Consider the following 23141-nt stretch of genomic DNA (forward strand, 5'->3'; position numbering starts at 1 on the left):
GCACCTTGTCTTAGAAAATGGGTATAGGGCGCTATTCCAGCCCGAGGCTGTTGCGCAGAATTGTCAGGCGTTCATCGTCCCCGTCACGGGCAGCCTGCTGAAGAGATTTGGTTGGGGCATGGATCAGGCGGTTGGTCAGTTTCCAGGCCAGATCCTGCATAATCGCCTGCGCGTCGCCGCCCTGTTCAAGGGCCGCTAACGCTTTGGCCGTCAGGTCATCACGCACCTGCTCCGCCTGACCGCGGTATTCGCGGATGGTCTCGCTGACGCTTTGCGCGCGCAGCCAGGCCATAAATTCGCTGGTTTCCTGTTCAACGATGGTTTCCGCCTGCACAGCCGCCGCCTTACGCTGGGCAAGGTTGTGCGAAATGATGCTTTGCAGGTCATCCACGCTGTACAGGTAGGCGTTCGCCAGTTTGCCCACTTCCGGTTCGACATCACGCGGAACGGCGATATCCACCAGCAGCATCGGCTGATTGCGGCGCGATTTCAGCGCACGCTCGACCATCCCTTTCCCGATAATCGGCAGCGGGCTTGCGGTAGAGCTGATAATAATGTCCGCCTCTTTCAGACGTTCATCGATGTCGCTCAACGCAATCACCTCAGCGCCCACTTCATCTGCCAGCACCTGTGCACGTTCGCGGGTGCGGTTGGCGATGATCATCTTCTTCACCTTGTGTTCGCGAAGATGGCGCGCCACCAGCTCGATGGTTTCGCCCGCCCCCACCAGCAGTACGGTGACGGTCGACAGCGATTCGAAGATTTGACGGGCAAGGGTACAGGCCGCGAAAGCAACCGAAACCGCACTGGCGCCAATGTCGGTTTCGGTTCGCACACGCTTCGCCACGGAGAATGACTTCTGGAACATTCGTTCAAGTTCGCTGGCTTTCAGATGCCCTTTCTGGGAATCCGCGAAGGCTTTTTTCACCTGGCCGAGGATCTGTGGCTCGCCCAGCACCAGCGAATCCAGACCGCTGGCCACGCGCATCAGATGGCTGACCGCATCGTTATCCTGATGCCAGTACAGGCTGTTGCGCAGCTCTTCTTCGTTGAGGTTGTGGTAGTCACATAGCCAGCGGATCAGCGCCTCGTGCAGGTTGTCCTGCTCCTCCACGCTTAAATAGAGCTCGGTACGGTTGCACGTCGACAGCACCACGCCACCCTGCACCATCGGCTGTGCAAGCAGGCTGTCCAGCGCCAGGTCGAGCGTATCCGGCGAAAACGTAACGCGTTCTCGCAGTGAAACCGGGGCCGTTTTGTGGTTAATACCGAGTGCTAATAGGGTCATGTTGAGCGGGAGTAGTACCAGCGTTAATAAGGTTAGCAGGACGCATCATACAGGATGCGCGAGATCAATAAAAGAGACTGCCCCCTTTCGGAGTAATAGCTTACGCCACGCTTTGAGATAATTTGAACGTAGACGGTGGCACCCTTCAACGCTAGCATTAACAATTATAACTGCAACGTATCTCAAGGATTTGTCATCATTATGACCCGAATGATTCGCCTGCTGCCTCTGGCGGCCCTGGTTCTGACCGCCTGTTCCGTTCATCAGCCGAAAGGCCCGGGCAAAAGCCCTGACTCACCGCAGTGGCGTCAGCACCAGCAGGACGTGCTGAAATTAAGCCAGTATCAGACCCGCGGTGCATTTGCTTATCTCTCTGACGAGCAAAAAGTTTACGCTCGCTTCTTCTGGCAGCAAACGGGTCAGGACAACTATCGCCTGCTGCTGCTGAACCCGCTGGGCAGCACCGAACTGGAGCTGAACGCGAAGCCTGGCGAAGCGCAGATTACCGATAACAAATGCCAGCACTACACGGCAACCGACGCCGAAGAGATGATTGGCAAGCTGACCGGGATGCCGATTCCGCTCAATAGTCTGCGCCAGTGGATCCTTGGCCTGCCGGGTGACGCAACCGACTACACGCTCGACGATCAATACCGTCTGAGCCAGGTAAATTACACTCAGGGCGGTAAAACCTGGAAAGTGGTGTACAGCGCGTATGACAGCAAGACGCAACCGTCGCTGCCGTCCAATATGGAGCTGACGCAGGGTAGCCAGCGTATCAAGCTGAAAATGGACAACTGGATCGTTAAATGATGACCCACTGGCCCTCTCCCGCAAAACTGAACCTGTTTCTCTACATTACCGGACAGCGCGCTGACGGCTATCACACCCTGCAAACGCTGTTTCAGTTTGTCGATTACGGCGACACGATCTCCATCGAACCGCGTCAGGACGGGCAGATTCACCTGCTGACGCCGGTCGACGGCGTGGCGCATGAGGATAACCTGATCGTGCGCGCTGCTCGCCTTCTGATGAAAACGGCGTCGTCGTCGGGTCGTCTGCCAGCGGGAAGCGGTGCGGATATCCGTATCGACAAACGCCTGCCAATGGGCGGCGGTCTTGGTGGCGGTTCATCAAACGCCGCGACCGTACTGGTGGCGCTTAACCACCTCTGGGACTGCGGTCTGACGACGGACGAACTGGCAGCGTTAGGATTGACGCTGGGCGCCGATGTACCGGTGTTTGTGCGCGGCCACGCGGCGTTCGCTGAAGGTGTCGGTGAAATCCTCACGCCGGTCGATCCGCCGGAAAAATGGTATCTGATCGTTCACCCTGGCGTGAGCATTCCTACCCCGGTCATCTTTAAAGATCCTGACCTGAAAAGAAATACCCCGGTACGGTCAATAAAAACGTTATTAAATTGTGAATTCAGCAACGATTGCGAGGATATCGCAAGAAAACGTTTTCGCGAGGTTGATGCGGTGCTTTCCTGGCTGTTAGAATACGCGCCGTCGCGCCTGACCGGTACAGGGGCCTGTGTCTTTGCTGAATTTGACACCGAAACCGCCGCCCGTCAGGTGCTTGAGCAAGCGCCGGTTTGGCTGCATGGTTTTGTAGCACGCGGGATGAACATCTCCCCCCTACAGCAGGCCATTCTGGCGCAGACTGAGTTTCGGTGACAACGTCACCCTGTTCCAGACGTTGCATCGCGCTCTTTAATACACCGCCTGGATAGCGTTTGCTTAGGCCCCGCAGTTTGCGGCGAACGCTATCCACCACTGGACGCATGCCTGAGGTTCTTCTCGTGCCTGATATGAAGCTTTTTGCTGGTAACGCCACCCCGGAACTAGCACAACGTATTGCCAACCGCCTGTACACTTCCCTCGGCGACGCCGCTGTAGGTCGCTTTAGCGACGGCGAAGTCAGCGTACAAATTAATGAAAATGTACGCGGTGGTGATATTTTCATCATCCAGTCCACCTGTGCTCCAACGAATGACAACCTGATGGAATTGGTTGTTATGGTCGACGCGCTGCGTCGTGCTTCTGCTGGCCGTATCACTGCTGTTATTCCTTACTTTGGCTATGCACGTCAGGACCGTCGCGTCCGTTCCGCGCGTGTGCCAATCACCGCTAAAGTAGTCGCTGACTTCCTGTCCAGCGTCGGCGTTGACCGCGTACTGACGGTCGACCTGCACGCAGAGCAGATTCAGGGCTTCTTCGACGTGCCGGTTGATAACGTATTCGGCAGCCCAATCCTGCTGGAAGACATGCTGCAACTGAATCTGGACAACCCGATTGTGGTTTCTCCAGACATCGGCGGCGTGGTACGTGCGCGTGCTATCGCGAAGCTGCTGAACGATACCGACATGGCGATCATCGACAAACGCCGTCCGCGCGCTAACGTTTCTCAGGTGATGCACATCATCGGTGACGTGGCTGGCCGTGACTGCGTGTTGGTGGACGACATGATCGATACCGGCGGTACGCTGTGTAAAGCCGCTGAAGCGCTGAAAGAGCGTGGTGCGAAACGCGTATTCGCTTACGCCACTCACCCGATCTTCTCCGGCAATGCGGTAAACAACCTCCGTAACTCCGTCATTGACGAAGTTGTGGTGTGCGATACCATTCCACTGAGCGACGAGATCAAAGCGCTGCCAAATGTGCGTACGTTGACTCTGTCCGGGATGCTGGCCGAAGCAATTCGTCGTATCAGCAACGAAGAATCGATCTCTGCAATGTTCGAACACTGATCGAACACGGCCAAAAAACCCGCTACGGCGGGTTTTTTTGTTTATAGTATTGATTTGTATGACTTATGCCTCCTTCACCTGCCATTCATATGACAGATGATGCGCACACGGATGATAGATAATTGTGAAAAAAGTAACCTCCTCACATGTTCTGCCCTTTCGCGCCCTCATCGACGCCTGCTGGAAAGAGAAATACACGTCGTCACGCTTTGTTCGTGACCTGATAGCCGGGATCACCGTCGGGATTATTGCCATCCCGCTGGCGATGGCGCTGGCGATTGGTAGCGGCGTCGCGCCGCAGTACGGGCTGTACACCTCGGCCGTTGCGGGGATTGTGATTGCGCTGACGGGCGGGTCCCGCTTCAGCGTCTCCGGCCCGACGGCCGCCTTTGTGGTGATCCTCTACCCGGTTTCCCAACAGTTTGGTCTGGCAGGCCTGCTGGTTGCCACCCTGATGTCCGGCATCTTTTTAATTCTGTTTGGTCTGGCCCGCTTTGGTCGCCTGATTGAATATATTCCCCTTTCCGTAACGCTGGGGTTCACCTCGGGGATTGGGATTACCATCGGGACCATGCAGATTAAGGATTTCCTCGGCCTGCAAATGGCCCATGTTCCGGAGCACTATTTACAGAAAGTGGGCGCGCTGTTTATGGCGTTGCCGACGGCCAACCTGGGCGATGCGGCCATTGGCATCGTTACCCTCGGCACACTCATCGTCTGGCCTCGCTTAGGCATTCGTCTCCCGGGCCATCTGCCCGCTCTGCTGCTGGGCTGCGCGGTGATGGGCGCCGTCAACCTGCTCGGTGGACAGGTCGCCACCATTGGCTCCCAGTTCCACTATGTTCTGGCGGACGGCTCACAGGGCAGCGGCATTCCGCAGCTGCTGCCGCAGCTGGTTCTGCCGTGGGACATGCCGGGCTCCAGCTTCACCCTGAGCTGGGATTCCCTTCGCGCTCTGCTGCCCGCTGCATTCTCCATGGCAATGCTGGGCGCGATTGAATCTCTACTGTGCGCCGTTGTGCTCGACGGCATGACCGGCACTAAGCATAAAGCCAATAGCGAGCTGGTCGGCCAGGGCTTAGGGAACATCGTTGCACCGTTCTTCGGCGGTATTACGGCTACGGCTGCGATTGCCCGTTCCGCCGCGAACGTACGTGCGGGCGCGACATCACCGGTTTCGGCGGTCATTCACTCCCTGCTGGTGATCATGGCGCTGCTGATCCTTGCCCCGCTGCTTTCATGGCTTCCGCTCTCTGCCATGGCTGCGTTGCTGCTGATGGTGGCCTGGAACATGAGTGAGGCGCATAAGGTGGTTAACCTGCTGCGCCGCGCGCCGAAAGACGACATTATCGTGATGCTGATCTGCATGTCGCTGACCGTGCTGTTCGATATGGTTATCGCTATCAGCGTCGGCATAGTGCTGGCCTCGCTGCTGTTTATGCGCCGCATCGCGCAGATGACGCGTCTCTCCCCGGTTAACGTTGAGGTGCCTGACGATGTGCTGGTGCTGCGCGTGATTGGTCCGCTGTTCTTCGCCGCAGCGGAAGGTTTGTTCAGCGATCTGGAATCCCGCATCGCGGGCAAACGGATTGTGGTGCTGAAGTGGGATGCCGTCCCGGTGCTGGATGCCGGCGGTCTGGATGCCTTCCAGCGCTTTGTTGCCCGCCTGCCGGAAGGCTGCGAGCTGCGGATAAGTAACCTCGAATTCCAGCCCCTGCGCACCATGGCGCGCGCAGGCGTGCAGCCGATCCCTGGCCGATTGTCCTTCTACCCTAACCGTGAAGCTGCATTAGCGGATCTGTGAGTCATCTGATGCAGAGACGCGTCTTTGCATCATCACCCCGATCGCCTGCTGGAGCCATTCAAGCACGGCAGGCGTCATCCACGTGCCTTTCATCAGATGCGGCTCCTGCTGCATGGCGAGGCGAAATTTTTGCTGGGTCTGCGGGTTTGTTCCCGCATAGGACTGGAATAAAACCAGCCACTTTTCTGCCAGCTTTTGCGCATCGTCAGAAGCGGGACTGAGATTATCTCGCTGCGCCTGATGCAGCTTCGCCACCAGCGGCGGCCACTCCATCATCCGGTCAAAGTAGTGCGCCCGGGTAAAGGCCATCTCTTCGGCAGTGAGATATTTCTCCCAGATGCTGAGCTTTGATTCGGCAAACGCCCGCGTGATGTAATCAGTTATCTCCGGCGTAATGCCGGTTTGCTCCTGCATCTGCGGCTCCACGCTGTGCATCTCGTTCAGGCGGGTCAAATATTCCGGTTTGCCTGCGGTATCCTGCTCCAGGCGTTCCATCCACCGTGAAGCCAAATCGGTCGCCCGCGCGTCCGTGACGCTGACGTTCTGTTCCAGCAAGTGTTTAACCTCCCTCACCAGCCCCGACCAGATATCCGCCAGCGCCTCTTTCTCTACCGCAAACGGCAGTTGCTGCAACTCTTCTTTGCTAAACCAGCGATCGTACATATTCATTAACTCCAGAGTCTGTAGCCAGGATTCCAGATCCGGCGTCGCATCGTCGGTCAGCCCGGTACGCAATTCCACCAGCCGGTTGCGCAGCGTATGGATACTACGCAGTTGCTTGTCCAGCAGAGTGATTTGCCCGTCGAGTAATTCGGCTAATGACAGCGAACGCTGTTTCAGAAAATCCCTGATTTCGGCAAGCTCCAGCCCGGCTTTTGCCAGCGTCTGGATCATATGCAGACGCTGCACATCCGCCAGGTTATAAAGCCGGTAGCCTGCCGCGCTTCTGGCAGAAGGTAACAACAGCCCTGTTTGCTCGTAGTGATGCAAAGTCCGCACGGTGATCCCGGCACGTTTCGCCAGTTCTCCCACCTGTATCAACATAACGGCTCCTTTTGTTCTGCCAGTGTCGTTACTCTGAAGCCTTACGTTACGTGAGGGTCAATGCGTCATGCAAAAAAAAACGACTTCAGATGAAGTCGTTTCGGTGTTCTTTATGGGGTACTAGCTATGCTTGCGCTGGTCGCGGCGGCATCGTTTATCGTAATGACGCACCCACCAGTATTTATCGCAGACTTCCTCATGTCCGCTCACGCGCGCCCCGGCGAGCCACAGTACCGCACCGAGGAAGATACTCAGCACCGCGCCATGCGCAAAGTATTGTGGGAGGTCAAGCTGCGGTAATTGGTTTAAGATTGAATAACCGACACCGGCGACCATCACGAACAGTCCCAACCCCATTAGCACGTTACCGAGCATTGAAGCGTTTTTGCGTTTCATATGTCACCTCCGGAACTTTGGGTTGTCAGGGGAAAAGCCCCTTCTCCTTGTGTGTAAAGTATAGACAACGCCTCTTATATGAGTTGCGTGAATGATCACATTTACTGATAACTCCCGGACAAAAATTTACAAATAAGACATTGAACAGCTTGAAATTCTAATTATTCAAAGAGGAAATTATTCGCATTTCGGTGTACAGCAGGCAGAACTTTGTCAAGCGGCGCGCCAGACAGTAAACTACGCGCCAGATCTGGAACCCATTAGGAAGTAAATCGTGACGATTAAACTGATTGTCGGCCTCGCCAATCCGGGCGCAGAATATGCCGCAACCCGCCATAACGCCGGCGCCTGGTATGTTGATCTGCTGGCGGAGCGTTTGCGCGCTTCCCTGCGTGAAGAACCCAAGTTTTACGGGTATACCTCACGCATCAATCTTGCGGGTGCCGACGTGCGGTTGCTGGTGCCAACCACCTTTATGAACCTGAGCGGCAAAGCCGTGGCGGCCATGGCAACGTTTTATCGCATCAATCCGGATGAGATCCTGGTGGCGCACGACGAACTGGACCTGCCGCCAGGCGTGGCGAAATTCAAACTGGGCGGCGGTCATGGCGGCCACAACGGTCTGAAAGACATCATCAGCAAACTGGGTAATAACCCTAATTTCCACCGTTTGCGCGTGGGAATCGGCCATCCGGGCGATAAAAACAAAGTTGTTGGTTTCGTACTGGGTAAGCCCCCGGTTTCTGAGCAGAAGTTGATTGACGAAGCGGTGGACGAAGCGGCCCGCTGCACCGAGATTTGGCTTCAGGACGGCCTGACGAAAGCCACCAATCGACTGCACGCTTTCAAAGCGCAATAATCGGCGTCTTGGGGCTTTTTTACCGCGCGTCGCGCGGGTTACGTGTATAATAGGCGTAGTTATTTACTTTTCTTCAATCGGTTATCGTTAACGGATTGATTATCAAGATATTAAGGTGATTTAGAAATGGGATTCAAATGCGGTATCGTCGGTCTGCCAAACGTGGGCAAATCCACCCTGTTCAACGCGCTCACCAAAGCAGGTATTGAAGCGGCGAACTTCCCGTTCTGTACCATCGAGCCGAACACCGGCGTTGTGCCTATGCCCGATCCGCGTCTGGACCAGCTCGCGGAAATCGTGAAGCCGCAGCGCATTCTGCCAACCACCATGGAGTTCGTGGACATCGCGGGCCTGGTAAAAGGCGCTTCCAAAGGTGAAGGCCTGGGCAACCAGTTCCTGACCAACATCCGTGAAACCGAAGCGATCGGCCACGTTGTGCGCTGCTTCGAGAACGACAACATTATCCACGTTAACAACAAAGTGGATCCGGCTGACGACATCGACGTCATCAACACCGAGCTGGCCCTCTCTGACCTCGACACCTGCGAGCGCGCCATTCACCGCGTGCAGAAGAAAGCCAAAGGCGGCGACAAAGACGCGAAAGCGGAACTGGCTGCACTGGAAAAATGTCTGCCACAGCTGGAAAACGCCGGCATGCTGCGCGCGCTGAAAAACCTGACTGACGAAGACAAAGCAGCGATTAAATATCTGAGCTTCCTGACCCTGAAGCCAACCATGTACATCGCCAACGTTAACGAAGACGGTTTCGAGAACAACCCGTATCTGGACAAAGTGCGTGAAATTGCCGCGGCTGAAGGTTCTGTAGTGGTTGCGGTTTGCGCTGCCGTTGAATCTGATATTGCAGAGCTGGACGACGCCGACCGTGAAGAGTTCATGGCCGAGCTGGGTCTGGAAGAGCCGGGCCTGAACCGCGTGATCCGCGCGGGCTATGAGCTGCTGAACCTGCAAACCTACTTCACCGCTGGTGTAAAAGAAGTGCGTGCGTGGACCATCCCTGTGGGTGCGACCGCACCTCAGGCGGCCGGTAAGATCCACACCGACTTCGAGAAAGGCTTCATTCGTGCGCAGACTATCGCGTTTGAAGACTTCATCACCTACAAGGGTGAGCAAGGCGCGAAAGAAGCAGGCAAGATGCGTGCGGAAGGGAAAGATTACATCGTTAAAGATGGCGACGTGATGAACTTCTTGTTTAACGTTTGATTTGAATGAAAAAAATCCACGCTTTGGCGTGGATATTTTTATTGTGAGGTTAAAACACATTGTCTAAGAGATCAGTTTTCATGCTGGAATCTAAGGGAATGATTTCGGCAGACACAAGCCTAACGCCTGAAAAGAGCCCTCGCGCTAGCGCTCTTTAAGAGATGCAGGACTCTCAGATTTAGCGAGAATGACCCCACCAGTTCTTGGGATCCGTCTTCCGGAAGTCAGAAATATCCCCTCTGAATACCCTTTTTTAGTCACTCAACATGAGAAGGTATCGTTGGGTCAACCTCCTCAAGGGGTTTATATACGTCAATATGACAATGTAAACCGTAGTCATCTTTTTCCTCGTAGCCTTTTTTAAACTGCTTGATATAACTGCTGATACAGTTCCTTTTTTGCCACCGGTTATAGTTATCATTTTTTTGGCGCTTTTGAACTTAATACGCAGGGCCCGATTGAGACAACACGTTACGCTTCATATCCCAGGAATAAAACCAATCATGCCAGCCATTTTTTTTTTGCTGGATAGCTACAGACAACGATCACTTCCTTTGACAGGTTGAATGTTAAGTAATAGAAAGTCGCACCTTCAGGAGGGGCAGACCAAAATAGTTTTTCGCCCTGCACATTGAAGATGGTCAAAACGGTTGGTAATGGCTTAGGCTCGCTTAACACAAAGACTAACTGGCGTGTTAAGTCGACCAATGCATAGCTTAAAAATGGCACACTAACCAGTATGTTACTTTCACCACATGCCCATTGAAGCAGGTCTTTTTCTTTAATACAAATGAGATTTTCAATCATTTGTAAACCTCAACGTTTAAAGTTTGATCTGCTTCAAATCACCTTCAAAAAGCCCCACAAGATATACCCGGTATCGGGCTGGCTGCACTTCTTTATACGTTAATATAGCGGAAAACTCTTTTAAACACTTTGAACATGTGTTTTTCGAAACATCTAATTGGCTTTCATCATAGCTATATTTCTTATGTTCACTATCAAGCTTCACACCTCTCATTTTCTTAACCAAAAAGCATTTTACCTCTTCTGTGAGCGTGTCAAACTCATATGAGTTTACGATAGAGTAGACTATTACCCCCTCGCATTCAGGGCATGTTATTTCCTTTCCATACTCTATGAAATCATTGTCAATGCCATCAAGGACTAATAACTTCTTTTTCAGTCGATTAGTAAGTTTCATTATTTAAATTTTAAGTTTATCAATAAAAAAGTAAGGCTATAAGAAATGGAGGATTTTATTAATCATTAACATCATTTAGTCAAACATTCCATTCTATATAAACACCACAATCGAAGCTTTTTTCATTAGACTGTACAACAATATTTCCCCATTCATGCCTCCATTGAAATCCATATGGGGGATTGTTAATTTTAAGATTAGGCTTTGATGTTATTTCATTCTCAACCCATACTGTCAAACGCTGCTGCTCATCCGATAAATTACTCAGACTAGCCCTTTTATCCCAATCCTCTAACGTTTTATAAAAACTTCCATCCTTACTAGTAAGGAATAATGATGGAGAAAAAGAAAATGCTGAAGGCCTCAGTTCCAAAATGAAAACTTGATCTTTCCATTTAACATTATCGATAGCGAAATAAAAAGGACCTACTGTAGTCAATGGCGAGAAAAAACTTGTAAAATGCGGAATTTTTAAAAGTATCAACATCTTTTAATTCGATGGGGTAGTTGTTAATTTCTACAAATCCAGTATGAACATCAAGTTTCATTTCTAACATATCTAAACCACCTTTTTTGGAAGTGACTACTTTATATTCCAAACTATATATACCCCATGATTAAATGACTTTGTCTCATATGAGACTGAAACCCGCCCCCACTCAAAGTTCCACCTAATGATGTCTGTTTCCGTGGTATCAGGCGTGTCCAGGTTCAGTGATTCTTTCAGCCAATCAGACAGGCTTTTCACTGATTCATTTAGCATGTGAACATTAGTTCGTGCATTCCAATCATTTAATGATTTATAGTATTGACTATTTTTATCAACAAGATGAAGCATAAAATGAAAACCATAGCACACCGGGCGTATAGTAACTTGAAATTCTTTATCGAAAAACATTACTGAGTCAACAAGGTAGTGATTCGACATATTTTTATTTACAGCTTTGCGTTTTACTAATTCGTGGTATAAATCACACTTACAAAAGCCTTCTTCAGTATCTATTTTTAAAGGAAGACCATCAAGGTTTAGCTCACCGGTAATCGGGTTGAATTTAAATTCAATCATGCGACCTGAAGCTTATTTTTATTTGTAATAAAAAATGGCACTACAATGCAGCGTTGAGCAGTTTCATCTAATATAAAAGAATTATCTATTTTGATATTGACGTTGGCTCCAAATGCGTCCTCTGGTAATGGGTCGAATATAACATAATCTTTGTGAAGAACAGCACCTTGAGAAACATTGCCTTTTCCCCAGTAATTCAGCTTTTCGTCATAGTCTCTGGATCGTAACAACATTTGACTATGTGAAATCAGTAGCTCAACTATTTGTATTTTTTTATCATTCATTACATTACCTCGATTTTTATTATCGTTCTACCGATAATGTGGGGTCAGTCCATTAAAAATAAAATGCTTGTGAAATTCTTTAAGGGGTTAATGATTAGCTGTAATATGAAAACTGATAGGGGAAGCACCCTTCCCCTGCTGCTCAAACTTTGAGCAGCATGTTAGTAACAAGCGCAAACCCTGAAACCCCCATTATAGTTTAATTAGGATATTCGGCAACAACTAACCGCCTGATTTAGTCCTCTCCATTATACAAATCACCAGCATAATTAAATATTTTCAATTATTTTTTTTCTGTGAGATCAGCGTAACTAATAATTTCCTAAACGCCATTGCTGATATTTTGATTGCCGGTAAAGATAATTTTCATCTCTTTACCGAGCCATTCCCAACCAAAAAAATATAAAAAACGAACGGAAAAATAAATCACCCACGTAATTATCTGTCAACAAAAATAAAAGTAAATATCCCGTATTAAATCTCCATCAACTTCATCAACAGTTCTGGTTTTGATTTTATTAAAGTCAGCTAAAATACCTTTCACTGGCACAGTAGACTTTGATATATCATCATAAAATGCTTTTTGTTGACTTTCCGGAACATATTTTTTTATTAAAAAAACAAGATTCTTTCGTAACTCTTCATCTGTCATCGCTTTTACTCCGGAATTATAGTAACACGTTCAAAAATAACAGGGTGATTACGTTCGATTGGTAGCAACTGTAATGCTCCACCTTTACCATACTCAGGATATGCACTGGTGAAAAGCTCATATCCAGGCCCTCGACCACCATTGGCAAGAGGTACTTGCACCTGAGGCACTCCATTTTTATACAGTTGTAATGTATCAAACTCACCTAATAAACGTGCATCACTCCATGAATCAGGATTACCTTTCTCATAAAAAATTTGATAGGCGTCCCTGGCTTCATGTGCAGATTTATATTTCGTATACCCAAAATAACTTAACGGGGCTGATTTATTTTCTATTGTCTGTGGAGCATATTTGCTATCCATATAACGATATGCTGTAGAAGGCATAGTCGAACTAGGGCCATTTGGACCAACATAGAAATCAGGTTTTGTTTTACCGCTACACTCGCGGCTCAACCCCCACGGATCCACCCACCCCAGCGCATTCGGCGCATACTGGTAAAGGTTTATCCCCCCCGCCAGCCCTATCGGGTCCTGCTGCGTAAACCTTCCGCAGTCCGGGTCATAATACCGGAACAGATTGTAGTGCAGCCCTGTCTCACGATCCAGGTATTGCCCCTGCATGCGCAGGTTCTGAGAATATCCTGATACCTGCGTCTCGCTTTCCCGCAGCAGCTTGCCCCAGGCGCTGTTCACCCCTTCCCAGCGCACCTGTCCTTCGCTATCCGTCATCCGCTCCGGCGTGCCGTTGGGCTGGCAGTGGAACCAGAAGATTTCCGGGGCATCAACGCCGTCGATACGCGCCAGCGGGTCGTAGCTGTCCTGATCGCTGTAGACGTAGGTCAGCGGCACATCCCCGTGCACTTCCTGCAACAGCCGGAACCCTTCCCATACAAACCAGGTGGTGACTGGGTTACCGGTTGGCTGTCCGCCCACCATCTGGCGACGCGTTTTGCTGATGCGTCGCCCGAGCGGGTCATAGCGTAAGCTGGCCTGCGTCTGCGGCCTGTTGCGATTCCGCGGCTGGCTGATGACCTCCGTCAGGCGATGCTCGCTGTCGTAGCGGTAGTGCCAGCGGGTCTGGCCGTTATCCTTCTCCACGGTGCGGCCGTGGATGTCATAGCGCCAGCGAATGCCGTTCAGCTGCGTCAGGCGGTTGTGCGTGACCTTCTCAGCAGACTCTTCAAGCGATAAAGGTTCTGTAGTGGTAGCGTTTTGGAACGCGGTTGAATCCGATATCGCTGAAATGAACGACGCCGATCGTGAAGATTTCATGGCCGAGCAGGGTCTGAACCGCGTGATCCGCGCGGGCCATGAGATGCTCAGCCTGCAAACCTACTTCACCGCGGGCGTAAAAGAAGTGCGTGGACCATCCCTGTGGGTGCGACTGCGCCTCAGGCGGCCGATAAAATCCACACCGATTTCGTGAAAGGCTTTATTCGTACACAGACTATCGTGTTTGAAGACTTTATCACCTACAAGGGAGAGCAAGGCGCGAAAGAAACAGGCAAGATGCGTGCGGAAGGCAAAGATTACATCATTAAAGATGGCGATGTGATGAACTTCTTGTTTAACCTTTGAGTTGTTTTTAATGGGAAAAATCCCCGCTTGGGCGTGGATTTTTTTTTACATGGTAAAGAGAATGATGTCGGCAGTCGCAAATTTTAACGTCTGAAAAGGGTGCTGGTGTAAACGCTCTGCTGGTCAGGCAAGTCTCTCACCTTTAGCAGGTATACCCCCTTTGCGTACGCCAGTTTCAGGCACTCTTGTCGCTGTAATTTTAATGTTAAATGTGAATTTAGTACGAAGGTCCTGATCTAGACAACGCGTTACGTTTCATATCCCAAGAATAAAACCAATTATGCCAGCCATTTTGTATTACTGTAAAATTACATACAACAACCACTTCCTTTGACTGGTTTAATGTTAAGTAATAGAAAATAGCACTTTCAGGAGATGCAGACCAAAATAGTTTTTCACCCTGAGCGTTGAAGATGGTCAAAACGATTGGTAACGGCTTTGTCTCGCTTAACACAAACACAAATTGGCGTGTTGAATCGACCATTGCATTGTCTAAGAATGGTTTGCCGAAAATATATTTTATCCTTTAGCGATCAAAACGCTTCTATGATCAGTTTCATTTTTTATCCAGAACATTTCATCTTGAGGTAACGATCCATTACTGCAAAAATCAACAAGTTCACCTTGCCAACCATCAGGAACATATTCTTGATAATGCATACTCTCAACATATTCCGAATATAATCTTTTATTATCAAAGTCTATAAATAAATCCGGCATAAGTTCATATATATCCCACCAAATTGTTTTTTGCGAAAGCCTTTTATAAAACTCCTCAGCAATGTCATCCTTATCGTATGAATAACCATCGCTAATTAAACCATCAATGAATATCTGCGCGTTTTCTTCATTTACAACTGGTATGTCATATCGTTCCTTATGGGTATTCTGTAGGTTTATTTCCACCCCACTTTTCACAAAATCCTCTACCCATTTTACTCTGTCTAAGACCCACATTTCCTTGAACGCAACGAACCAATAAAATGTTCCTTCATACTTAACTATCACAAGGAGTTCGTCATCTTTATTGATATTCATATAGTAACCTATCTTACATTCCCGGAGCCTGGAATCGCTACTTCTTCAAGCCATTCTGCCCATATTGATGGTAATTCACACGACCTACCTGGCGTTGTCGGATCCACGCGTAATGTTTGATTTTTTTATAGAGTAACGAACTTATCCCTTTTGCGCAGATAGAACTCTAGATATTTTTTAGGTCTATCCTGAAACGCACGCTCTTTGCTGTAGTTATAAGCATCGTTAAAATATTTATACGCTTCCTCGAATTGATTTAACTCATAACAGACCATGCCGAGATCGATTAAGGGTGCAGTATCTATATCCGATCCACGTGTCCGTAATGTCGTTTTTCCCCATTTGTTTTCCTCAGCATAATCCGCGAGATCAAAACATGCGCTGTACATGCAGGCAGCGATCCAGTTGGCGAGTTCCCATTCGAGCTTTGGCTCAGGAAGCGCTTGCCAGGCTTTTTGGTTTTGCTCTAAAGCCTCGGCGTATTTTTGGTTGTCGTGAAACTCGTTCCCTTGATCAATAGTATATTGTTATAGATATTATAATACTTAAGATCTTGTCCTTTTAAATAAAAACTTTGCCTAAGAAACCGCCAAAAACACCATAATCTATGGTTAAACTTTATTTAAAATTATAAAGTTATTACATTGCAATCAATCATTTTATAGCAAATATTTTTTAGTATTAAGGACTCTATAACATTCCAATCACCACCACCGAGGCCAGCTCCTATCCTTGGCATTTGTATAGAAAGGCGATTAACTAAAGCAAAGTCAGATAATTTTTCAAGACAAACTTTCAGAGAGTCATAACATACGTATTGTTTTTTGTCGTTGATATTTTTCTTTATACCATCCTGCGCATACATATTCGCAATAAATATCTTCTCCTGAGCATCAACCATAACAAAATCAACCACCCCTAATTCTGGGAAGTTATTTTCTTTGAAGCAACTAAGATAGCTTTTTTTTGCCGCAGGATATTTATTTGAAAGGGACAGAACAAAACCTTTACCCCACTTCCCTTTATTATTCACAATATGAGCAATAACTGTGGATTTTTTCAAAGGTTCCACAGCATCTCCAGACAAGTATTTTATTCGCTTTTTTTCTTGCAATGAACCCGTTGATGTTTGCCAGAAAACTTCAAATTCCTCATTTGAAATTTCTTCGGCGTCACTTAAGTTCAGGTCGCTTTTCTTACCATCATACAGCAGGAAGCCAACTTTTTCTTTTTTATCTAGCAAAGAGGAAGAAGCATAATAATTTCCATCTATAATATTTATTTGTCGCGTGGCTACTTCTCCTATGAACTCATTGAGAATAGTCCCTTCACCTGCAATAAAATCAACACTTCCTTTATAATATTTTTTCACCTCAACCACAACTCCTCCCACTTTTAACAATTCTTTTAGAGACAACGAGATCTTTTGTGTTTAAGATCAAAAATGTATTTTTCCGGGGTTCAATTACATCTAAGCCAGTTACATCTAATTTTACCTGTAACGCTTGATGATAACCCAAAGGATCACTTCTATATTGATTGACTGTTGGGAATGTCACAATGTATGAGGGTAACGGAAGCTGACCTGCGTCCGCGGCCTGTTACGGTCCCGCAGCTGGCTGATGACCTCCGTCAGGTGATGTTCACCGTCATAACGGTAGTGCCAGCGAATGACGTTCAGCTGCGTCAGACGGTTGTGCGTGACCTTCTCAGCAGAGTCTTCAAGCGGTAAAGGTTCTGTAGAGGTAGCGGTTTACGCCGCGGTTGAATCCGATATCGCTGAAATCATCGACGGCGACCATAAAGAGTTCATGGCCGAGCGGGGGCTGAACCGCGTGATCCGCGCGGGCTATGAGCTGCTCAGCCTGCAAACCTACTTCACCGCGGGCGTGAAAGAAGTGAACGCGTGAATCATCCCTGTCGGTGCGACTGCGCCTCACGCGGCCGGTAAGATCCACACCGACCTTGAGAAGGGCTTCATTCGTGCGCAGACTATCGCGTTTTAAGACTTTATCACCTGCAAGGGTGAGCAAGGCGCGAAAGAAGCAGGCAAGATGCGTACGGAAGGGAAAGATTACTTCGTTAACGAGGTTCATGTGGTGAACTTCTTGTTTAACGTATGATTTTTTTTCATTCGATTTAGTTATTATTAACTTTAAAAAAAACCCTCTTTTAGAGGATTGTATTTTTTCCCTCCCCAAGGGTCGTCTAATAAAAACTTAGCAGGGATTGCTTCTTTTTCAGGCACAAGAGTAAAATTATAATAAATCTCGTCCCCTTCACAAACCTCATAAAAGAGCGAATAAATCTTGCCGGTTACGTTAATGCTTACATCAAATTTCTCTGTCGCAGATGCGATCTGGATCTTATTTTTATCCGTAATAAAAAATGGAACAACAATGCAGCGTTGTGCATTTTGATCTAATTTAAAAGCATTATCTATTTTGATATTGACGTTTGCTCCAAATGCGTCCTCTGGTAATGGATCGAATACAACATAATCCTTGTGTAAAACAGCGCCTTGAGAAACATTACCTTTTCCCCACTGACTCAGCTTTTCGTCATAGTCTCTGGATCGTAACAATATTTGACTATGTGAAATTAGCAGATCTACTGTTTGCATGATCTTATCACTCATTATATTCCCTAGACTTTTATTCTTGTTCCATATGATTGTTATGGAAAAACATTACCAATACTCGAACCTGCACCAAAATTACTGCTTTTAGATATCAGTTATAAGTTGTGCCGTGCCGTTGGATTGGCAATGGACCCAGAAGATATATGAAGCATCAACACTATCTACACGCGCCAGCAAATCGTAGTTGTCCTGACCACTTTCGTCGACGAAGGTGAACAGCACATCCCCGTGCGCTTCCCCCAGTAGGCAGTCATTCCCAGACACACCGGGTGGTGATGGCTTGCCGGTTGGCTGTCCGCCCAGCTTCTGGCGTCGCGTTTTACTGATGCGGCGACCGAGCGGATCGTAGCGGAAGCTGACCTGCGTCTGCGGTTTGTTGCGGTTCCTCGGGTTTTGCCGTTATCCTTCTCTACAGTGCAAGCATGGGTATTATAACGCCAGCGAATATCATTCAGCTGCGCCAGGCGGTTGTGCGTAATGTTCTCAACAGAACCTTCGAGCGGGTTAGCGGCTGCATCCCAGACCCCCTGCTCCTCTCCGGCCAGCGTGCCGTCCTGAACCAGGAGACGCCCGGCACTGTCTGTCGTACTGCCAGCGGTACCATTTGAGCGGGTTATCGTCCCGCTCTTCGCGCACCAAGTTATTGCGGTAGTAGTAATCCCAGCGGCGCTGCGACGGGCGCTGGGTATTTTACTTACGACAGTGGATGTCATGACGCCAGAGAATGCTTACCTAGGGTTTTATGTAAAGTAAATAATCCGAGGGATCAACCCTAACCCACACTTCAGCGTTTTATTTTTTGTGGGTTCCAATCAGAGTAATCAGCAACACGGATTTCATTAAGAACAAGATCTAGTGGAACATGTGCAATGCTATCTGCAATTTCATCATATGGCGCTGGCAACTCGAATGAAAAACCAAAGTCGTCATTTATAATAATACAGCCATTAAATATACGCTGTTTGTAAGTCAACCCTATTATTTCCCCCATCGTTTGGCCTGTTTGTAATATTTTATTATACCTCCCCTTATAGTTTACGTTACAACCAATAGAAATGATCGTTCCATCTTCAAGGGTAGCGATTGTCATTGTGTCATCTACAATATATGCAAGCCTTTTCTTATCATCAGGCAAGAAATAATCAAAGTAAGTTACCTTATAGCCAGCATATAACTCGCTTATGTACTTACTGATATTATCCCCCAAAAAAACGTTACCTAGTGCTCTTCCTGATAAAATATCAGCATTAAAATCAATCATTTTATACCCCCCCATTAAGTAAAACTCCGTCAACATAAACAGGTGAATCGGTTATTAAATCATAATTTTTAAACTCTCCATGACCAATTCTCCCATATACTACATCAGCACCATCAACTTCGCGATAAACTTTCCAGTAATCATTACCATGAATATTAGGTTGAGTTGGAGTCCCTCCGGGATGATAATCTAATTTGTACGTAGTACCTGATTTTGTTGTTTTGACATATTGAATATGTTGGATAGCTCCTGGTTTATTGGCTTGTGGATATGTTCTCGTCCAACCTTTGGATGTCAAAATATTATGAACATCAGCGGGTTTTTTCCCTGTTAATCTATCCACCCATCTTTGTGTTATACGATCTTTTTGAGAAAAACCACATTTTAACCCCCACGGATCCACCCACCCCAGCGCGTTCGGCGCATACTGGTAAAGGTTTATCCCCCCCGCCAGGCCTATCGGGTCCTGCTGCGTAAACTGCCCGCAGTCCGGGTCGTAATACCGGAACAGATTGTAGTGCAGCCCTGTCTCACGATCCAGGTATTGCCCCTGCATGCGCAGGTTCTGGGAATATCCTGATATCTGCGTCTCGCTTTCCCGTAGCAGCTTGCCCCAGGCGCTGTTTACCCCTTCCCAGCGCACCTGTCCTTCGCTATCCGTCATCCGCTCCGGCGTGCCGTTGGGCTGGCAGTGGAACCAGAAGATCTCCGGGGCATCAACGCCGTCAATACGTGCCAGCGGATCGTAGCTGTCCTGATCGCTGTAGACGTAGGTCAGCGGCACATCCCCGTGCACCTCCTGCAACAGCCGGAACCCTTCCCAGACAAACCGGGTGGTGACCGGCTTGCCGGTTGGCTGACCGCCCAGCATCTGGCGGCGCGTTTTGCTGATGCGTCGCCCGAGCGGGTCATAGCGGAAGCTGACCTGCGTCTGCGGCCTGTTGCGGTCCCGCGGCTGGCTGATGACCTCCGTCAGGCGGTGCTCGCCGTCGTAGCGGTAGTGCCAGCGGGTCTGGCCGTTATCCTTCTCCACGGTGCGGCCGTGGATGTCATAGCGCCAGCGAATGCCGTTGAGGTGCGTCAGACGGTTGTGCGTAACCTTCTCAGCAGATCCTTCGAGCGGGTTACCGGTAGTATCCCAGCGGTGCAACCAAGAGCACTGAAAATTACCGGTAACTATATCCCGGCGATGCAGGCGGCCAAGACGGTCATATTCGCTGCGGGTTCGTTAGTGTTAGTAGTTTGCGCCACGGTTGAATCCGATAATACTGAACTGGACGATGCCGACCGTGAAGAGTTTATGGAAGAGCTGGGTCAGGAAGGGCCAGGCGCGAAAGAAGGAGGCAAGATGCGTGCATAAGGAAAAGACTACATTGTTGAAGATGGCGATGTGATGAACTTCTTGTTTACGTTTAATTTTTATGAACGGGAAAAATCCACGCTTTCACGTACATTTTTTATTAGGGAGTCAAAAAAATATCTTAGAGATCTGACTTCTTGCTCACCTCCAAAGAAATGATTTGTGTAGTCGCAAGCTTTAACGTCTGAAAAGGCACCTCGATTAATCACTCAACAAGTAAGGCCAGACTCTAATACTTAGCGAGGCTGACACCACCGTTTCTTAGGAGAGGTCTGCCGGTCGACAATAATATATCTTCTAAATCCTTTTTTTGCGAGCGGGAATCGTTAAAAGTTTTGAATCGCATTTTATCATAATAAGCAGGGCCTGATCGAGACAACGCGTTACGCTTCATGCCATTTAAATAAAACCAATCATGCCAGCCATTTTGGTTTTCCACATAGCTAAAGACAACAACCCCTTCTTCGTTCAGATGATTTTTAAGTAATAGAAAAATGTGCCTCGTGGCAGTGCAGGCAAAGAAGCTTTTGCCCTAAGCATCAAATAGGGTTACAACGGTTAATAATGGCTTTTTATCGGTTAACACAAAAATTAACTCGCGTGTTGTAAGACCATTGCATAATCTAAAATGGTATGCTGAAAATTTTTTTACCCTTTAGCAATGATAACGTTTCTATGATTTGTTCCATTCTTTATCCAGAACATTTCATCTTGAGGTAACGTTCCATTACCGCAGAAATCAACAAGCTCACCTTGCCAACCATCAGGAACATATTTTTGATAATGCATACTTTCAACATACTCCGAATATAGTCTTTTATTATCAAAATCTATAAGCAAATCCAGCATAAGATCATATATATCCCACCAAGTTGTTTTTTGCGAAAGCCTACTAAAAAACTCATCAGCTATGTCATCCTTATCGAATGAATAGCCATCTTTAATTAACCCATCAATAAAAATCTGCGCGTTTTCTTCATTTACTACGGGTATGTTATATCTTTCCTTATGGACATCCTGTAGATTTATTTCCACCCCACTTTTCACAAAATCCTCTATCCATTTAATTCTATCTAAAACCCACATTTCTTTGAACGCCACGAACCAATAATATATTCCTTCTTTCTTTACTATCACAAGGAGATCATCATCTTTATTAATATTCATATAGTAACCTATTTTACATTACCGGAGCCTGGAATCGCTACTTCTTCAAGCCATTCTGCCCATACTGATGGTAATACATACGATCTACCTGGCGTTGTTGGATCAACGTGCTTAGGAGCCAATCCCCCTTGATTTAACGGATTAAGCATGCGTCAGGGGGTTGTGCGTGTCCTTTCCAGCAAGTCGTTCGAGGTGGATTACCAGCAGACGATCGCAGTTGTCATAATTTCATTATTGCGTACAGCTGGTAAAAGACTTTTAAATGCTCAGAGTCTAATATCTAAAGACTTTACACTTAAAAGAATGAGCATGACGTAAAGAAAAAGGTAAGTTGCGTGCAGAAAGCATAAAATCAAATCGTTAAAAATGGCGATGGGATGAACTTCTTGTTTAAAGTTTGATTTGTTTTTTATGAAAAAAACGAACTTGCGCACCCTTAGGAAAATAGAACTCAAGGTATTTTTCAGCTCTGTCTTGAAACGTTCGTTCTTTGACGTAGTTATAAGAATCATTAAAATATTTGTACGCTTCATCAAATTGATTCAACTCATAAAAAACCATGCCGAGGTCGATTAACGGCGCTGTCTCTATATCCGATCCACGTGTACTAAGTATCCTCTCCCCCCATTTTTTCGCCTCATCGTTCTCCTTGAGAGCAAAGCAAGCACTGTACATGTACGCAGAGTTGCAGTTGGCAATTTTCCATTCGATCTGCGGCTCAGGAAGAGCCTGCCGGACATTTTGTTATTGCTCTAAAGCCTCGGCTTATTTTTTTATCATGAAATTCGTTTCCTTTTTCTACAAGAGATGTAAATATTATTCATGTGTTTATTCATTAGCAATAGCAAATAAACCTCCTCACCTATAAAAAGGGGAATAAGAAATAAATGCTTTTAGAAGCAAGGAGGTATCTAAGACAGTAAATCTTTATTATTAAAAAACTTAAAAACTAACCAAAAAAGAATTTCTTAAACCCTTCAACCTCAACATCTTTTAGTTTAGTTTTAAGCATCACATCGATATCTTCCAGAAAATCTTCTCTTAAATTAAATTCATCATCTGTAGCATCACCATCATAATTATTTTGTTCCATCTCAATAGCAGAACAAAAAGCATTCAAAAAGTCAGCTAAGGAACCAGAAATTATAAAGTTTCGTTTTTGAATGCTACCATAAACAGGAGATGTTAGATTTTGGGTGTCACAAAAAAGAACGTCACCATTTCTTTCAGCAAAGATTATATATTCATCGCGCCAAGCCGTATCATTTTGAACTCGCCAACCGGATAATATTTCGTTGAGATCTTGAGGTTCAATAATCTGTAAATAAAAAGTACCATCAAATGTTGGACTGTCATTTAAAATCAAATGACGATAAAAAAAATCAACCTCCCCATTTAAATTCACGGGAAAAGAAGTCTCATTTTCATCGTCTGTATAGTCTATCTCTCCCATATTCAATTCATTCATTTTAAATTTGTTCACAAGATCTTGGACTGCATTTTTTATGTTCATCTTTCCAC

At 47.3% G+C, this 23141-nt stretch carries 22 protein-coding genes and 7 pseudogenes; 9 read left to right on the top strand and 20 right to left on the bottom strand.

The window, feature by feature from the left end; translation table 11 throughout:
• Positions 1-31 precede the first annotated feature (31 nt).
• Positions 32-1288 (bottom strand): glutamyl-tRNA reductase, encoded by a 1257-nt coding sequence (hemA, locus tag SK47_RS12030; protein ID WP_003856666.1) that lies wholly within the window; start codon positions 1286-1288, stop codon positions 32-34.
• A gap of 201 nt (positions 1289-1489) precedes the next feature.
• Between hemA and lolB the strand changes: the two genes are divergently transcribed.
• From lolB to dauA, 4 genes are all read left to right on the top strand, one after another.
• The gene (gene lolB / locus SK47_RS12035) at positions 1490-2101 is read left to right on the top strand and encodes a lipoprotein insertase outer membrane protein LolB (protein ID WP_048244310.1); all 612 of its coding nucleotides are present in this window, start codon (positions 1490-1492) and stop codon (positions 2099-2101) included.
• The gene (ispE, locus tag SK47_RS12040) at positions 2098-2967 is read left to right on the top strand and encodes a 4-(cytidine 5'-diphospho)-2-C-methyl-D-erythritol kinase (RefSeq protein ID WP_003856664.1); all 870 of its coding nucleotides are present in this window, start codon (positions 2098-2100) and stop codon (positions 2965-2967) included. Before lolB ends, ispE begins: the two co-directional genes overlap by 4 nt.
• 125 nt (positions 2968-3092) lie before the next feature.
• A complete protein-coding gene (gene prs, locus SK47_RS12045) occupies positions 3093-4040 on the top strand; it encodes a ribose-phosphate diphosphokinase (RefSeq protein WP_003856663.1) in 948 nt (315 codons plus the stop codon).
• 124 nt (positions 4041-4164) lie between these two features.
• A complete protein-coding gene (dauA, locus tag SK47_RS12050; protein ID WP_032658872.1) occupies positions 4165-5844 on the top strand; it encodes a C4-dicarboxylic acid transporter DauA in 1680 nt (559 codons plus the stop codon).
• On the opposite strand, the gene SK47_RS12055 is transcribed toward dauA, so the two are convergent.
• Both SK47_RS12055 and ychH read right to left on the bottom strand, forming a co-directional pair.
• Positions 5830-6888, bottom strand: coding sequence for a MerR family transcriptional regulator (locus SK47_RS12055; RefSeq protein ID WP_048244311.1), 1059 nt, complete (start codon positions 6886-6888; stop codon positions 5830-5832). The two genes, dauA and SK47_RS12055, sit on opposite strands and share 15 nt — an antisense overlap.
• A gap of 120 nt (positions 6889-7008) precedes the next feature.
• The gene (gene ychH / locus SK47_RS12060) at positions 7009-7284 is read right to left on the bottom strand and encodes a stress-induced protein YchH (RefSeq protein WP_003856655.1); all 276 of its coding nucleotides are present in this window, start codon (positions 7282-7284) and stop codon (positions 7009-7011) included.
• A 274-nt stretch (positions 7285-7558) separates the two neighbouring features.
• Here ychH and pth point away from each other — a divergent pair, with 274 nt between their 5' ends.
• Together pth and ychF are read left to right on the top strand one after the other, a co-directional pair.
• The gene (gene pth, locus SK47_RS12065; RefSeq protein WP_048244313.1) at positions 7559-8143 is read left to right on the top strand and encodes an aminoacyl-tRNA hydrolase; all 585 of its coding nucleotides are present in this window, start codon (positions 7559-7561) and stop codon (positions 8141-8143) included.
• Between the two features lie 126 nt (positions 8144-8269).
• Positions 8270-9364, top strand: a complete 1095-nt coding sequence (gene ychF / locus SK47_RS12070) for a redox-regulated ATPase YchF (RefSeq protein WP_003856650.1) — start codon at positions 8270-8272, stop codon at positions 9362-9364.
• A 49-nt stretch (positions 9365-9413) separates the two neighbouring features.
• Here ychF and SK47_RS24330 read toward each other — a convergent pair.
• The 8 genes and pseudogenes from SK47_RS24330 to SK47_RS12115 form a co-directional block, all read right to left on the bottom strand.
• Positions 9414-9704: pseudogene (locus SK47_RS24330) on the bottom strand (YciI family protein).
• A gap of 161 nt (positions 9705-9865) precedes the next feature.
• Positions 9866-10171: a hypothetical protein gene (locus SK47_RS12080; RefSeq protein WP_023314279.1), complete on the bottom strand. Its 306-nt coding sequence runs from the start codon at positions 10169-10171 to the stop codon at positions 9866-9868.
• Positions 10172-10187: 16 nt separating this feature from the next.
• On the bottom strand, positions 10188-10568 hold the full coding sequence (locus SK47_RS12085) for a hypothetical protein (RefSeq protein WP_022651375.1): 381 nt from the start codon (positions 10566-10568) through the stop codon (positions 10188-10190).
• Positions 10569-10647: 79 nt separating this feature from the next.
• Positions 10648-11055 carry a hypothetical protein gene (locus tag SK47_RS12090; RefSeq protein ID WP_223307894.1) on the bottom strand — a complete coding sequence of 136 codons (408 nt, stop codon included), beginning with the start codon at positions 11053-11055 and terminating at the stop codon, positions 10648-10650.
• Between the two features lie 96 nt (positions 11056-11151).
• Positions 11152-11634 (bottom strand): hypothetical protein, encoded by a 483-nt coding sequence (locus tag SK47_RS12095; protein WP_023314281.1) that lies wholly within the window; start codon positions 11632-11634, stop codon positions 11152-11154.
• Positions 11631-11918, bottom strand: a complete 288-nt coding sequence (gene comJ / locus SK47_RS12100; protein ID WP_023314282.1) for a competence protein ComJ — start codon at positions 11916-11918, stop codon at positions 11631-11633. Before comJ (SK47_RS12100) ends, SK47_RS12095 begins: the two co-directional genes overlap by 4 nt.
• Before the next feature lie 445 nt (positions 11919-12363).
• Entirely contained in the window at positions 12364-12570 is a 207-nt protein-coding gene (locus SK47_RS12110) for a hypothetical protein (protein WP_022648388.1), read from the bottom strand.
• A 5-nt stretch (positions 12571-12575) separates the two neighbouring features.
• Positions 12576-13760: pseudogene (locus SK47_RS12115) on the bottom strand (RHS repeat domain-containing protein); the annotation flags it as partial.
• On the opposite strand from SK47_RS12115, the pseudogene SK47_RS12120 reads away from it, so the two are divergent.
• Positions 13756-14153 (top strand): annotated as a pseudogene (locus SK47_RS12120) (DUF933 domain-containing protein); the annotation flags it as partial. The pseudogenes SK47_RS12115 and SK47_RS12120 sit on opposite strands and share 5 nt — an antisense overlap.
• A gap of 519 nt (positions 14154-14672) precedes the next feature.
• Here the strand turns inward: SK47_RS12120 and SK47_RS12125 are convergent.
• The 3 genes and pseudogenes from SK47_RS12125 to SK47_RS24475 form a co-directional block, all read right to left on the bottom strand.
• Positions 14673-15191, bottom strand: coding sequence for a hypothetical protein (locus SK47_RS12125; RefSeq protein WP_023314285.1), 519 nt, complete (start codon positions 15189-15191; stop codon positions 14673-14675).
• Between the two features lie 628 nt (positions 15192-15819).
• Positions 15820-16608 (bottom strand): macro domain-containing protein, encoded by a 789-nt coding sequence (locus SK47_RS12135; RefSeq protein WP_044704307.1) that lies wholly within the window; start codon positions 16606-16608, stop codon positions 15820-15822.
• 153 nt (positions 16609-16761) lie between these two features.
• Positions 16762-16920: pseudogene (locus tag SK47_RS24475) on the bottom strand (RHS repeat protein); the annotation flags it as partial.
• Between SK47_RS24475 and SK47_RS12140 the strand changes: the two are divergent.
• Positions 16907-17314: pseudogene (locus tag SK47_RS12140) on the top strand (DUF933 domain-containing protein); the annotation flags it as partial. The pseudogenes SK47_RS24475 and SK47_RS12140 sit on opposite strands and share 14 nt — an antisense overlap.
• A gap of 32 nt (positions 17315-17346) precedes the next feature.
• Here SK47_RS12140 and comJ (SK47_RS12145) read toward each other — a convergent pair.
• The 4 genes and pseudogenes from comJ (SK47_RS12145) to SK47_RS12155 all read right to left on the bottom strand — a co-directional run.
• Complete coding sequence (gene comJ, locus SK47_RS12145) at positions 17347-17829, bottom strand: competence protein ComJ (protein WP_023314287.1); 483 nt, start codon at positions 17827-17829, stop codon at positions 17347-17349.
• Between the two features lie 164 nt (positions 17830-17993).
• Positions 17994-18545: a hypothetical protein gene (locus tag SK47_RS23715; RefSeq protein WP_232926983.1), complete on the bottom strand. Its 552-nt coding sequence runs from the start codon at positions 18543-18545 to the stop codon at positions 17994-17996.
• 71 nt (positions 18546-18616) lie between these two features.
• Positions 18617-19093 carry a hypothetical protein gene (locus SK47_RS12150; RefSeq protein ID WP_032628402.1) on the bottom strand — a complete coding sequence of 159 codons (477 nt, stop codon included), beginning with the start codon at positions 19091-19093 and terminating at the stop codon, positions 18617-18619.
• 1 nt (position 19094) lies between these two features.
• Positions 19095-20318, bottom strand: a pseudogene (locus tag SK47_RS12155) (RHS repeat domain-containing protein); the annotation flags it as partial.
• On the opposite strand from SK47_RS12155, the pseudogene SK47_RS24335 reads away from it, so the two are divergent.
• Positions 20277-20453: pseudogene (locus SK47_RS24335) on the top strand (hypothetical protein); the annotation flags it as partial. The pseudogenes SK47_RS12155 and SK47_RS24335 sit on opposite strands and share 42 nt — an antisense overlap.
• Before the next feature lie 648 nt (positions 20454-21101).
• Here the strand turns inward: SK47_RS24335 and SK47_RS12165 are convergent.
• Together SK47_RS12165 and SK47_RS12175 are read right to left on the bottom strand one after the other, a co-directional pair.
• Positions 21102-21620, bottom strand: a complete 519-nt coding sequence (locus tag SK47_RS12165; RefSeq protein ID WP_023314290.1) for a hypothetical protein — start codon at positions 21618-21620, stop codon at positions 21102-21104.
• A gap of 949 nt (positions 21621-22569) precedes the next feature.
• Positions 22570-23133: a hypothetical protein gene (locus SK47_RS12175; protein ID WP_017384278.1), complete on the bottom strand. Its 564-nt coding sequence runs from the start codon at positions 23131-23133 to the stop codon at positions 22570-22572.
• Positions 23134-23141: the final 8 nt, after the last annotated feature.

It is taken from the genome of Enterobacter sp. BWH52 (assembly GCF_001037565.1).
GTDB lineage: Bacteria > Pseudomonadota > Gammaproteobacteria > Enterobacterales > Enterobacteriaceae > Enterobacter > Enterobacter hormaechei_C.

Coding starts and splice junctions, on each gene's coding strand:
- hemA (WP_003856666.1), bottom strand. CDS start 1,288: ATGACCCTATTAGCACTCGGTATTAACCACAAAACGGCCCCGGTTTCA.
- lolB (WP_048244310.1), top strand. CDS start 1,490: ATGACCCGAATGATTCGCCTGCTGCCTCTGGCGGCCCTGGTTCTGACC.
- ispE (WP_003856664.1), top strand. CDS start 2,098: ATGATGACCCACTGGCCCTCTCCCGCAAAACTGAACCTGTTTCTCTAC.
- SK47_RS12055 (WP_048244311.1), bottom strand. CDS start 6,888: ATGTTGATACAGGTGGGAGAACTGGCGAAACGTGCCGGGATCACCGTG.
- ychH (WP_003856655.1), bottom strand. CDS start 7,284: ATGAAACGCAAAAACGCTTCAATGCTCGGTAACGTGCTAATGGGGTTG.
- ychF (WP_003856650.1), top strand. CDS start 8,270: ATGGGATTCAAATGCGGTATCGTCGGTCTGCCAAACGTGGGCAAATCC.
- SK47_RS12080 (WP_023314279.1), bottom strand. CDS start 10,171: ATGATTGAAAATCTCATTTGTATTAAAGAAAAAGACCTGCTTCAATGG.
- SK47_RS12085 (WP_022651375.1), bottom strand. CDS start 10,568: ATGAAACTTACTAATCGACTGAAAAAGAAGTTATTAGTCCTTGATGGC.
- SK47_RS12090 (WP_223307894.1), bottom strand. CDS start 11,055: ATGTTGATACTTTTAAAAATTCCGCATTTTACAAGTTTTTTCTCGCCA.
- SK47_RS12095 (WP_023314281.1), bottom strand. CDS start 11,634: ATGATTGAATTTAAATTCAACCCGATTACCGGTGAGCTAAACCTTGAT.
- comJ (WP_023314282.1), bottom strand. CDS start 11,918: ATGAATGATAAAAAAATACAAATAGTTGAGCTACTGATTTCACATAGT.
- SK47_RS12110 (WP_022648388.1), bottom strand. CDS start 12,570: ATGACAGATGAAGAGTTACGAAAGAATCTTGTTTTTTTAATAAAAAAA.
- SK47_RS12125 (WP_023314285.1), bottom strand. CDS start 15,191: ATGAATATCAATAAAGATGACGAACTCCTTGTGATAGTTAAGTATGAA.
- comJ (WP_023314287.1), bottom strand. CDS start 17,829: ATGAGTGATAAGATCATGCAAACAGTAGATCTGCTAATTTCACATAGT.
- SK47_RS23715 (WP_232926983.1), bottom strand. CDS start 18,545: ATGACATCCACTGTCGTAAGTAAAATACCCAGCGCCCGTCGCAGCGCC.
- SK47_RS12150 (WP_032628402.1), bottom strand. CDS start 19,093: ATGATTGATTTTAATGCTGATATTTTATCAGGAAGAGCACTAGGTAAC.
- SK47_RS12165 (WP_023314290.1), bottom strand. CDS start 21,620: ATGAATATTAATAAAGATGATGATCTCCTTGTGATAGTAAAGAAAGAA.
- SK47_RS12175 (WP_017384278.1), bottom strand. CDS start 23,133: ATGAACATAAAAAATGCAGTCCAAGATCTTGTGAACAAATTTAAAATG.